Source organism: Bradyrhizobium sp. MI1.7, from assembly GCF_055811795.1.
This window is the reverse complement of sequence record NZ_JBVVPO010000013.1, coordinates 60,647-73,182: the sequence shown is the minus strand read 5'-3', so window position 1 is coordinate 73,182 and position 12,536 is coordinate 60,647. Positions and strand designations below refer to the sequence as shown.

The window sequence follows — 12,536 nt, the reverse complement described above, 5'->3', positions numbered from 1 at the left end:
GTCATCCCTGGCAGGCATCCGTGCCGACCGTGACGAACAGGCTCAACAAACCGTTAATCGGCGCCCTCGTGTCCAGCACGACAGGGTATTCCTACGGGCGACAAAATTAACCGTTGGTTCCCCTTATGCGCAGCATGGTTCCGGCTCCGATCGAGCCAAGGTTCGCGTGCCCCCGTGCAGCAGGACGTCAGAAAGAACTACATCAGCATCGTGAACGACGCGCCTGATCACGAGCAGGCGGCGAGCACCGCGCCGCGGCCGCAGCCGGGCACGATGAAGGACTTCGTCGGCCGTCTCGCGACCGTGCTGAAGCGCCGCCTCCCCGCCGCACCGGGCCCGACCATCACGCCCTGACAGACACCGCGGCTTCCGCGCGTCCTTGCGGAGGGCGGTCGATTTGAATCCATTTGGATGGATCGATGGAACCTTAATTTAATGGATGCCATCGTATGTGACGGAGGCGCGGCCGCCCGGGCTTCATTCTTCCGTCGCGCAGAAAAATCTATTCGATCTATTTACCAGTCCGAAAACGACGCTGCCACACATTGGATCGGATGAAGAGGAGTTGGCAATGACTTTGCTTAGGTCTTTCCTTGCCGATGAGACTGGCGCAACCGCCATCGAATACGGCCTGATTGCCGCCGGCATTGCACTGGCGATCGTGACCGTCGTGAACAACACGGGCAGCCAGCTCCTCAACAACAAGTTCAACTCGATCAGCTCGTCGCTGAAGTAACGGCCGCCTCGTAACGGCCGCCCTGGCCTGAGGCGACGTCCCTGCACGCGCCGGCTCGGGCGCGGCCGTCGGCGCATGCTCCCTCCGCGATCTCGTCATTGCGAGCGCAGCGAAGCAATCCAGAGTCCTCCCGCGGAGGAATTCTGGATTACCTCGCTGCGCTCGCAATGACGGTGGGTGGCCCGTAAAGCACTCAAAATCGTGTCCCGGACGCTACGCAACGTCCTTCTAGCAACCACATCCTCGCGCTCCCGCGCTTTGACGGCCTTTTGAGTCCTGATAGTCTTCGGCCCGGCGTGGTTCGACGGGCCATGCTCAATCATTGGACCAGAGCTGTTTGAAGGATGCGGATGAGAAGCGCGACGGTCTTGGCTCTCAGCCTCATGTTTGTCGGCGCATGGTCGCACGACAGCGCGAGAGGACAGACTTCGGTCGCGCCTCCGGTTTCGCTTGCCCCGCCCAATGCATCGCCACCGCGCGCGAGCGCCAAAACTTCCAGAATTCCGCCGGCGACATCCGGCAGGGAGGCTTCGCCCCCTGTGATCGGCGGGCCTCCGCCGATGCCTAATCCGGCCGCCGACTACGATGGCTTCAGCGTAGGCACCGTCGACGACAACGACGCCTCAAGCCAGGTGACGCCGCCTGTGAGGTCACGCGCAGCAAAGGGCGCCAAGTCCAATTCCACGTCCAATCCCGATACAAATGGCCTCGGCGGCCAGTCATCGATCGATCAGGAAGATGAGGCGTTGAAACGAAAGCTGACGATCTGCAAAAACTGCAAGTAGGACGTTTGTAGCCCGGATTGCGCTTCCGCCCTCGCTCTTCGAGCTACGGCGGACAAGTCGCTCCGTCCGGGCTACGGCAGCTCGCTGCATGGCTGACCTACCGCGACCGTCGCCCACCCGTGCTTTACCCTTCTGTAAATTCCTGATCCTCTCTCCCCAATCGGCCGGAGCAACCGGCCAAGCCTGAGGAGAGAGACGCCATGAAGCTCGGCACCGCCATTGCGGAAATCATGAAGCGCGAGGGGATCGAAATCCTCTGCGGCTATCCGGTCAACCATCTGATCGAGCACGCGGCCAAGGCCGAGATCCGGCCCGTGATGGTGCGGCAGGAACGCGTCGGGGTGCATATGGCGGACGCGATCTCGCGGGTGACGTCGGGGCGTTCGATCGGCGCCTTCTGCATGCAGCACGGGCCGGGCGCCGAGAACGCAATGGGCGGCGTTGCGCAATGCTATGGCGAATCCGTGCCCGTGCTGGTGCTGCCGATGGGCTATCAGCGCCGGCTCGCGCATATCGAGCCGAACTTCAATTCCAGCGAGGCGATGAAGCCGTTTTCGAAATCGTCCGAGCCGATCATTTTAGCGTCCGAGGTCACCAACATTTTTCGCCGTGCCTTCACCAAGCTCAAGAACGGCCGCGGTGGGCCCGTCATTGTCGAGATCCCCGCCGACATGTGGAACGAGGAGGTGCCGGAGCCGCTGAACTACACGCCGGTGCTGCGCACGCGCTACGGCGCCGATCCCGTTCATGTGAAGGAGGCGGCAGCCCTGCTCGTCAACGCGAAGCGCCCCGTGATCTATGCCGGCCAGGGCGTGCACTACGCGCAGGCCTGGCCGCAACTGAAGCGGCTCGCCGAGCGGCTCGCCATTCCCGTCACCACCAGCCTAGGGGGCAAATCATCGTTCCCGGAAACGCATCCTCTGTCGCTCGGCTCGGGCGGCCTCGCGGTGCCGCGCGCGGTCCCGAAATTCCTCGCTGAGGCCGACGTGATCTTCGGCATCGGCTGCTCGTTCACGGAAACCAGTTTCGGCATCGCGATGCCCAAGGGCAAGACCATCATCCACTCCACGCTCGATCCGAACCATCTCAACAAGGATGTGGAAGCCAAGGTCGGCCTCGTCGGCGATGCCGGCCTCGTGCTCGATGCGCTGCTGGAGGAGACCGGCAAGACCGTCACGAAGGATCGCGATGCATCAGCGATCGCTGCCGAGATCGCCGCTTCGCACAAGGAGTGGCTGGCGAAATGGATGCCAAAACTCACCAGCAATGACGCGCCGCTCAGCCCCTATCGCGTGCTCTGGGACCTCCAGCACACCGTCGACATCAAGAACACCATCATCACCCATGATGCCGGCAGTCCGCGCGACCAGCTCTCGCCGTTCTGGAAGGCGGTCGAGCCCCTCACCTATCTCGGCTGGGGCAAGACGACGCAGCTCGGCTACGGCCTTGGGCTCGCGATGGGCGCAAAACTCGCAAAGCCCGACAAGCTCTGCATCAATGTCTGGGGCGACGCCGCCATCGGGTTCACCGGTATGGATTTCGAGACCGCGGTGCGCGAGCGCATCCCGATCATGTCGATCCTGCTCAACAATTTCTCGATGGCGATCGAGTTGAAGGTGATGCCGATCTCGACCGAGAAATATCGCTCGACCGACATTTCCGGCGACTATGCCGCGATGGCGCGCGCCTTTGGCGGTCATGGCGAGCGGGTGACGAGGCCGGAGGACATCATCCCCGCGATCAAGCGCGGCATCCAGAAGACGAAGGAAGGCGTGCCGGTGCTGCTGGAGTTCATCACCAGCAAGGAGACCGAGGTGTCGCGGCCAGGGACTTGAGGCGGCCACAAGGCTGTGGGCGCTGGCTCCGGCCGCAGGAGATGTGATAATCGGGCTTGGTACCGCGTACGTCGCGGCGCTTAGCCGGATTATCAATGACCGCGCCTCCCCAGGACAAGGCCGCCGAGCTCGAACGGCAATTGCGATCCCAAGCGGCCGAGAATGCCCGCCTGCAGGCCGAGCTTGCCATTGCGCGCGACCGCCAGAACGCCAGCATGGAGATCCTGCGCACCATCGCCAACTCCTCGGGCGATGCTGAGGGCTCGCTGCAACAGATCGCGGAAGCGACCATGCATCTGTTCGGCGCGCCGAGCGCCACCATTCACATTGCGGAAGGCGACGGGTGGTCCAGGGTGATCCGTGTCGGTGACAGCTCCATGCGCGTCGGCGCCGGCGTGCCGCTCGCCCAGCTCAAGATCGGCGGCCGCAACATGCCCGGCACCATCGTGGCCGAGAACCGGCAGGTTCATGTCCCCGATCTCGACAATGTCGATCCGGCCATCGCCGACTGGCCCGGCATGCCTCACGCTCGCGCCGCCGGCACGCGTTCGATGTCCGGCTCGCCGCTGCGGCTTGAAGGGAAGGCGATCGGCGCGCTGATCGTCTACCGCGACCGCCTCGCGCCCTTCACCGATGACGAGATGGCGCTGCAACAGAGCTTTGCCGACCAGGCCGCGATCGCGATCGAGAACGCGCGCCTGTTCAACGAGACGCGGGAATCACTGGAACGGCAGACCGCGACCGCCGACATTCTGAAAGTGCTGGCGAGTTCGCCCTCCGACGTGCAGCCGGTGTTCGACGCCGTCGCCGCCAACGCCAACCGGCTGATCGGCGGCTTCTCCACCGCCGTGCTGCGCTATGTCGACGGCGCCGCGCACCTCGTGGCATTCACGCCGGGCGATCCAGCCGGCGACCGCGTGCTCCAGGCCTCGTTTCCGGTGCCGTTCGCGCAGTTCCCGGCGTACCAGCTCACGGCCCATGGTGAATCGGCGCAGCTGCCGGATACCGAGCTCGAGCCGGCGGCACGCGACATCGCGCGCGCCCGCGGCTTTCGCAGCATGCTGTTCACGCCGCTGATGAGCGAGGGCGAGGCCAAAGGCGTCATCATCGCCACGCGGCGGACGACCGGCACATTCGCCGAGCATCATGTGCGGCTGCTGCAGACCTTCGCCGACCAGGCGGTGATCGCGGTCAAGAATGTCAGCCTGTTCAACGCCACCAGGGAAGCGCTGGAACGGCAGACCGCGACCGCCGACATCCTCAAGGTGATCGCGGCCTCGCCGGCCGACGTCACGCCGGTGTTCCAGGCCATCTCCGACAGTGCCAAGGCGCTGGTCGGCGGACATTCCTCCACCGTCACCCGCGTCTTCAACGGCATGCTGCATCTGGCCGCCTTCACCACCGACAACGAGGCCGGCAACGCGGAGCTGCGTAGCTCGTTCCCGGCGCCGCTTGCGGCATCGGGCATTCACAGCCGGGTGGCGACGAGTGGTGAATACGCCTTCCGCAGCGACATGCAGAACGAGCCCGACCTCACGGAGGCGATGCGGGAGCTGGCGCGGACGCGAGGCTATCGCAGCATCCTCGTGATTCCGATGCTGCGCGACGGCATTGCGATCGGAACCATCGGCGTGACGCGCCGCGAGGCCGGGCCTTTCCCGGACAAGGCGATCAGCCTGCTCAAGACCTTTGCCGACCAGGCCGTGATCGCGGTCGAGAACACCCGCCTGTTCAACGAGGTGCAGGACCGCACGCGGGAGCTCGCCAGATCGCTCGACGATTTGCGCGCGGCGCAAGACCGCCTGGTCCAGACCGAAAAGCTGGCCTCGCTCGGCCAGCTCACCGCCGGAATTGCGCACGAGATCAAGAACCCGCTCAACTTCGTCAACAATTTTGCATCGCTCTCGGCCGAGCTGACCGACGAGCTGAACGAGGTGCTTGCGCCCGTCCCGCTCGCCGACGATCTGCGCGCGGAGGTCGACGAGCTGACGGGGCTGCTGAGAGACAATCTTGGAAAGATCGTGCAGCACGGAAGGCGGGCCGATTCCATCGTCAAGAACATGCTGCTGCATTCGCGCGAGGGCGGCGGCGAGCACCGGCTGAGCGACATCAACGCCCTGGTCGAGGAGAGCCTCAACCTCGCCTATCACGGCGCGCGTGCCGAGAAGCCGCTCTTCGACGTGACGATGAAGAGCGAGCTCGACCCGGCGGCAGGTTCGGCGGAGGTGTTTCCGCAGGAGATTTCCCGGGTGCTTTTGAACCTGATCTCGAACGGGTTCTATGCGGTGACCAGGCGCCAGATGGGCAGCGGCGCCGCCGGTTACGAGCCGGTGGTGATCGCCGCGACCCGCGACCGCGGCGACAGCATCGAGATCCGCATCCGCGACAACGGCACCGGCATTCCGGAAGACGTGAAGGCGAAGATGTTTAATCCGTTCTTCACCACCAAGCCGGCCGGCGAAGGTACCGGTCTCGGGCTGTCGATGAGCCACGACATCATCGTGAAGCAGCACGGCGGCACGATCGACGTCACGACAGAGCCCGGCGCGTTCACGGAGTTCACGATCCTGTTGCCGCGAAAGAGCAGCTTTCCGGACACGACCGGAGGATAGCGTGGCTCGGGAGGTGCTTTCATGAATCCAGCTCGGTTCATTCGGCGACAATTGCTGTCGCTGTCCGGCGTCGGCCTCATGCTGGGTGCGCTGTTCTTCGCTGCCGCGCTGACGCCGACGCTGATCCCGCGCAGCTATCTCACGCAAGGTGCCCTCGCCGGCGGCTGCTTTGCGATCGGCTATTTCACCGGAATCCTGTGGCGCCGGCTGTGGCACTATCTCGAACTGCCCGAACCTTCGGCGCGCGCAAGATCAATTGCGAATGCACTGGCCGCAGCCGTCTGCTTGCTCGTCGTCATCGTCTTCCTTTGGCGCACGGCCGAATGGCAGAACTCGATCCGCGCCGTGATGAAGATGGCGCCGTTGGAGACCGCCCATCCGCTCAAGGTCTGCGTCATCGCCCTGATCACGTTCGTCTTGCTGCTGGCGCTGGGGCGGCTGTTCGCGCTTGTCGCCCGCTTTCTCGCCGCGCGCACACGACGCCTCGTTCCGCGGAAGGTCGCGAACGTGATCGGCGTGCTCGTCGCAGCCCTGCTGTTCTGGTCGATCGCCAGCAATGTCCTGATCCGCACGGCGTTCAACGCACTCGATTCCTCCTTCCGCGAACTCGATGTTCTGTTCGAGCCCGAGCGGCCGCAGCCGACCGATCCCGGTCGGACGGGAAGCCCGGCATCGCTGGTGAAGTGGACCGAGCTCGGGCGCATGGGGCGCCGGTTCATTGCCTCAGGCCCGGCCGCAGCCGAGATCAGCGCCGTCACGGAAAGGCCTGCGCAGAATCCCGTGCGCGTCTATGTCGGGCTCGGGAGCCGCAACACCGCGCAAGCGCGCGCCAGGCTTGCGCTCGAGGAGCTCAAGCGCCAACACGGCTTCGACCGCAAAATCCTGATCGTCATCACGCCGACCGGCACGGGCTGGATCGATCCGGCCGCGATGGATACGGTCGAATATCTCCACCATGGCGATGTCGCGAGCGTCGCGATGCAGTATTCCTATCTCAACAGTCCGCTGTCGCTGCTGTTTCAGCCCGAATACGGCGCGGAAGCGTCGCGCGCACTGTTCGCGGAAATCTACGGCTACTGGACGACGCTGCCGAAGGACAAGCGGCCGAAGCTGTATCTGCATGGACTGAGCCTCGGCGCCATGAACTCGGAGAAATCCGCGGAGCTGTTCGAGACGATCGGGGATCCCATTGGCGGCGCGCTGTGGAGCGGGGCGCCATTCGAGAGCCGCATCTGGCGATCGGTCACCGCGAACCGCAATCCAGGATCGCCGGCCTGGCTCCCGGAATTCCGCGACGGCCGCCTCGTCCGCTTCATGAACCAGAACGGGCCGACGGTGCCGCCGGATAGGCCCTGGGGGCCGATGCGCGTCGTTTATCTGCAATATGCCAGCGACGCGATCACGTTCTTCGCCTACCGCGACGCCTATCGGGCGCCGGACTGGATGAATGCGCCGCGCGGGCCGGACGTATCACCGGAGCTGCGTTGGTATCCCATCGTGACGATGCTGCAGCTCGCCCTCGACATGGCGGTCGCGACCGCGACGCCGATGGGCTTTGGCCATGTCTACGCGCCCGAGCATTACGTCGATGCCTGGGTCGCGGTGACAGATGTCAATGATTGGTCCGCCGAAGCACTCGCGCGTCTCAAGGAACAGCTTGCGGCGAAGGCGCGAAAGACGAGCGCAGGTGATGCCGACGACGATCCCGATCGCGGCGGCTAACCCCTACTCCGCCATCTCCACCTGCTGCGTGACGGAGGGGCCGGCGAGTGGCCGCTCCTCCATCATGATCAGGCAGAGCGAGGCGGTGGTCATCAGCGCGGTGGCGGCACCGAAGACGTAGCGGAACGCGTGCCTCATATCCTCGGCGGGAATCGCGGGGATGTTGCCCACGGCATGATGCTCACCGGCCAGCGGAACGTCGGCGCCGAGCGCGATCAGCAGGATCGCCGCGAACGCCGCGACCGTGAACGAGGACATCAGCGAGCGGAAGAAGTTCATCGCGCCGGTGATGGTGCCGACTTGCGGGCGCGCGACCGAATTCTGCAGCGAGACCACGCAGACCGGGAAGGTCGTGCCGAGGCCGAGCGCAAACGCGGCCATCAGCATCAGCAAGCCCCACAGCGGCAAGGTGGTGACCGTGAGGGCGAGGCCGCACAGCGCGGCCCAGGACGTGCCGATGATGGCAACGCGCTTGTAGTGCTTTGCGCGCGCCATGGTACGGCCGGCAATCGCCGCACCGCAGGTCGAGACTGCCGCGAGCGGAATCAGCGCAAGGCCCGCCTCGCTGGCACTGAGATGGTAGACCGACTCGTAATAGAGCGGCAGCTGCACGGTGAGGCCCGTGATCGCACCGAGCCCGCAGCCACCGGCTGTCATGGCGAAAGGCGCCACCGAACCCGTCAATAGCTTCAACGGCAGGAACGGCTCGTCGGCCCGCCGCGCGTGCCACACGAAGGTGACCGCGAGCGCGACGGCGCCGCCCACCATCGCAAGCACGGTCGGCGAGAGCCACGGATAGCGCGTGCCGCCCCAGGTCAGCACCAGCATGAAGACGACCGCAGAGGCCATCAGCAGCACGCCGCCGAGCCAGTCGACCTTGCGCTTGCGGTGGAACACCGGGATCTTCTTCATCTTCGGCAGCAGCATCGCGATGGCGGCGGCCGCGAGCGGCAGATTGATCCAGAAGATCATCGACCAGTGCAGATGCTCGGCGAACACGCCGCCGATGACCGGGCCCAAAATGCCGCCGACCATCCAGACGCTGGAGAAATAGGCCTGGTACTGGCCGCGCTCGCGCGGGGAGACGATGTCGGAGATCACGGTCTGCACGACAGGCATGATGCCGCCGCCGCCGAGGCCCTGAAGGCCGCGCGCCAGAATCAGCATCGGCATGTTCGGCGCGATCGCGCACAGCACGGAGCCGGCGACGAACAGGCTGAGCGAAATGATGATCATCACGCGGCGGCCGTAGATATCGCTCAGCGTCCCGAACACCGGTGCGACCGCGGTCGAGGCGAGCAGATAGGCGGTGATGACCCAGGAGAGATTGGAGACGTCGTGAAACTGGCGCCCGATGGTCGGCAGCGCGGTCGCGACGATGGTCTGGTCAAGCGCAGCCAGGAACATCGTCAGCATCAGGCTGATCACGATGGTCCGGACCTCGTCCTGCGACAACGGCGCCGGCGGCGCGAGCGAAGGCGCGTCGTCGACGCTCAAGACCTCGCTGGGAAGGCGGGACAGCTCTTCGGCAATGTCGTCAGGCAACGCCTGAATGTCGGCAGAACTGCTCTGCCGGTCGAACTTGTTCATCTCGATCGGAAGCCGTGAAGCGGCGCAAACGCCGCGAAGGATTCGTTCTATGCAGGCAATGTAGAGAGGAAAGTTCTTCTCAGGCAGGCACCGCGGCGCATGGGTGCATCCCGCCGCGGGGTCATCGCGATGACGTGATTCGACGTCGCAGGCGGGTCAGTCCTTCGGACGTCGCTTCAGGCGTGCCCGTTTCGGCAGCTGCGCCGGCCATTGCACGATGTGGTCCTCGAGCTCCTCGTCCGGGATCTCCTCCTCGCTGCCCTCGACCCGGCCGCGGACGGAGACGCCGGCTTCATGAACGGTGTTGGGATCGCCCGAGACCAGCGGATGCCACCAATAGAGGTCGCGCCCTTCCGCGACCAGCTTGTAGCCGCAGCTCGGCGGCAGCCAGTTCAGGGTGCGGACATTGGCCGGGGTCAGGCGGACGCAGTCGGGAACCTTGGCGGAGCGATTCGGATAGTCTTTGCAGCCGCAGGTCCCGGCATCGAGCAGCTTGCAGCCGACATGGGTGAAATAGATGTCGCCGGTATCCTCGTCCTCGAGCTTGTTCAGGCAGCAGCGGCCGCAGCCGTCGCACAGGCTCTCCCATTCGGCCGTCGACAGCTCTTCCAACGTCTTGGTTTTCCAGAAGAATCCTTCCTGGCCTGAAGGTCGTTTGGGAGCTGCGGTCATGCGCCTCAACAAGGGTTCGAAAGAGCTACGGCTCGTTCATCTACGGCGTGCGGCCGGGACGCTGCAAGCAACGCCCAATTGAGGCCCGTAATGAACCGGGGTCAATTAGGCCTGTTGTTCAAAATCGCGAGCCTGACCATTGGTTTATGGGCCCTGCTCGGCTAGAAGGAACAGCAAGTCCCCTCGGACGCGAACCGGCGCCTTGGGTTTGCCGTAACATTCCCTCAAGACGTCTCGGTGCCGCCCGGCCGGGTGCCTGAACGCTGTCGAACCGAGCCTCAAGGGTTCTAGGTGGTCCAGAACACACCATCCAACTGGAAGAGCCGCATCCGGAATTTCTTTCTGGATCTCGACGCGCGCATCGATTCCTCGCTGTTCTCCTCCGCCAAGGGCATCCGCGAGCTCTACGAGCGCTACTCGACCTTCATGGACCGCTTCTATGTCGGGCGGTGGAAGCGCTGGGTTTTCATCGAGCCGCTGTCGGAGGCCGCGACGCTGGGCCTCGGCGGCCTGGTCGTGATGCTCACCCTCGCCATCCCCGCCTTCCGCGAGACCGCGGACGAGGACTGGCTGAAGAAGTCCGACCTGGCGGTGTCGTTCCTCGACCGCTACGGCAACCCGATCGGCAGCCGCGGCATCAAGCACAACGACTCGATCCCGCTGGAAGACTTTCCGGACGTGCTGATCAAGGCGACGCTCGCCACCGAAGACCGCCGCTTCTACGAGCATTTCGGCATCGACATCGCCGGCACCGCGCGCGCGCTCGTCACCAACGCCCAGGCCGGCGGCGTCCGCCAGGGCGGCTCCTCGATCACCCAGCAGCTCGCCAAGAACCTGTTCTTGAGCAACGAGCGCACCATCGAGCGCAAGGTCAACGAGGCCTTCCTGGCGGTCTGGCTGGAATGGCGCCTGACCAAGAACGAGATCCTCAAGCTCTATCTCGACCGCGCCTATATGGGCGGCGGCACTTTTGGCGTCGACGGCGCAGCCCACTTCTACTTCAACAAATCCGCGCGCGACGTGACGCTGGCCGAAGCCGCGATGCTCGCCGGCCTGTTCAAGGCGCCGACCAAATACGCGCCCCACATCAACCTGCCCGCGGCGCGTGCCCGCGCCAACGTCGTGCTCGACAACCTCGTCGACGCCGGCTTCATGACCGAGGGCCAGGTGTTCGGCGCCCGCCGCAACCCGGCCTTCGCGGTCGATCGCCGCGACGAGGCCTCGCCGAACTACTATCTCGACTACGCCTTCGACGAGATGCGCAAGCTGGTCGACACCTTCCCGAAATCCTACACCGAGCGCGTCTTCGTGGTGCGCCTCGCGATCGACACCAACGTGCAGAAGGCCGCGGAAGACGCCATCGAGAACCAGCTGCGCCAGTTCGGCCGCGATTATCACGCGACGCAGGCCGCGACCGTCGTCTCCGATCTCGACGGCGGCATCCGCGCCATGGTCGGCGGCCGCGACTATGGTGCCAGCCAGTTCAACCGCGCCACCGACGCCTACCGCCAGCCCGGCTCGTCGTTCAAGCCTTACGTCTACACCACCGCGCTCCTCAACGGCTTCACGCCAAACTCGATCGTGGTCGACGGTCCGGTCTGCATCGGCAATTGGTGTCCGCAGAACTATGGCCATTCCTATTCCGGCTCGGTGACGCTGACGCAGGCGATCACGCGCTCGATCAACGTCGTGCCGGTCAAGCTGTCGATCGCGATCGGCCAGAAGGAACAGCCGAAGGCGCCGAACCCGGCCAAGCTCGGCCGCGCCAAGATCGTCGAGGTCGCCCGCCGCTTCGGCCTCAAGGCGCCGCTGCCCGACACGCCGTCGCTGCCGATCGGCTCGGACGAAGTCACCGTGATCGAGCACGCCGTCGCCTACGCCACCTTCCCCAACCGCGGCAAGGCGGTGACGCCGCATTCGGTGCTGGAAGTGCGCACCGGTGCCGGTGATCCGGTCTGGCGCTGGGACCGCGACGGTCCGAAGCCGCGGCAGGCGATCCCGGCCTCCGTTGCCGCCGACATGGCCGGCATGATGAGCCACGTCGTCAGCGAAGGCACCGCGCGCCGCGCCGCGCTCGACGGCATTCCGACCGCCGGCAAGACCGGCACGACCAATGCGTATCGCGACGCCTGGTTCGTCGGCTACACCGGCAATTTCACCTGCGCGGTGTGGTACGGCAATGACGACTATTCGCCGACCAACCGCATGACCGGCGGCTCGCTGCCGGCGCAGACCTGGCACGACATCATGGTCACCGCGCATCAGGGCGTCGAGGTCCGGGAAATCCCCGGCATCGGCATGGGCCAGAAGCTGCCGCCGCAGCCGACGGCAGCGCAGGCCAATGCGGCGCCGAAGGTGCTGGAGACCAAGCCCGGCCCGCCGCCCGTGCTGACCAAGCGCGGCGCCGACGTCCTGGTGCGCGTCGAGAAGCTGCTCGATGACGCCGCCAGGACCGCGACCAAGGCGGCTGCCGACGACGACAAGCTGGCCAAGCCGGCGTCGTCGACGAGCGCGCTCGCCTTCCCGCAGAACTATGCGGAAGAGAATGCGAATGCATCCGTCCCGCGCAAGAACTGATCGAAAC

The 12,536-nt window shown here is 65.1% G+C and carries 8 protein-coding genes and 1 pseudogene; 7 read left to right on the top strand and 2 right to left on the bottom strand.

Translation table 11 applies throughout. The features are described from left to right. Positions 1-174: 174 nt before the first annotated feature. The 6 genes and pseudogenes from AC0L3X_RS15000 (at position 175) to AC0L3X_RS14975 (ending at position 7,690) form a co-directional block, all read left to right on the top strand. On the top strand, positions 175-354 hold the full coding sequence (locus tag AC0L3X_RS15000) for a hypothetical protein (protein WP_028149907.1): 180 nt from the start codon (positions 175-177) through the stop codon (positions 352-354). Positions 355-571: 217 nt separating this feature from the next. Further along, on the top strand, positions 572-736 hold the full coding sequence (locus AC0L3X_RS14995) for a Flp family type IVb pilin (protein ID WP_014496710.1): 165 nt from the start codon (positions 572-574) through the stop codon (positions 734-736). A 350-nt stretch (positions 737-1,086) separates the two neighbouring features. Continuing rightward, positions 1,087-1,521 carry a hypothetical protein gene (locus AC0L3X_RS14990; RefSeq protein WP_231144432.1) on the top strand — a complete coding sequence of 145 codons (435 nt, stop codon included), beginning with the start codon at positions 1,087-1,089 and terminating at the stop codon, positions 1,519-1,521. A gap of 191 nt (positions 1,522-1,712) precedes the next feature. Continuing rightward, positions 1,713-3,356: pseudogene (locus tag AC0L3X_RS14985) on the top strand (thiamine pyrophosphate-requiring protein); the annotation flags it as partial. 95 nt (positions 3,357-3,451) lie between these two features. Beyond that, the gene (locus tag AC0L3X_RS14980; protein ID WP_063984554.1) at positions 3,452-5,968 is read left to right on the top strand and encodes a GAF domain-containing protein; all 2,517 of its coding nucleotides are present in this window, start codon (positions 3,452-3,454) and stop codon (positions 5,966-5,968) included. A gap of 21 nt (positions 5,969-5,989) precedes the next feature. Continuing rightward, positions 5,990-7,690 (top strand): alpha/beta hydrolase, encoded by a 1,701-nt coding sequence (locus AC0L3X_RS14975; RefSeq protein WP_063984555.1) that lies wholly within the window; start codon positions 5,990-5,992, stop codon positions 7,688-7,690. A gap of 3 nt (positions 7,691-7,693) precedes the next feature. On the opposite strand, the gene AC0L3X_RS14970 is transcribed toward AC0L3X_RS14975, so the two are convergent. Together AC0L3X_RS14970 and AC0L3X_RS14965 are read right to left on the bottom strand one after the other, a co-directional pair. Continuing rightward, complete coding sequence (locus AC0L3X_RS14970; RefSeq protein WP_063984556.1) at positions 7,694-9,280, bottom strand: MDR family MFS transporter; 1,587 nt, start codon at positions 9,278-9,280, stop codon at positions 7,694-7,696. 156 nt (positions 9,281-9,436) lie between these two features. Beyond that, on the bottom strand, positions 9,437-9,952 hold the full coding sequence (locus AC0L3X_RS14965) for a YcgN family cysteine cluster protein (protein ID WP_014496718.1): 516 nt from the start codon (positions 9,950-9,952) through the stop codon (positions 9,437-9,439). 291 nt (positions 9,953-10,243) lie between these two features. Between AC0L3X_RS14965 and AC0L3X_RS14960 the strand changes: the two genes are divergently transcribed. Then, entirely contained in the window at positions 10,244-12,529 is a 2,286-nt protein-coding gene (locus AC0L3X_RS14960) for a transglycosylase domain-containing protein (RefSeq protein ID WP_071915626.1), read from the top strand. The last annotated feature ends 7 nt before the right edge of the window (positions 12,530-12,536 follow it).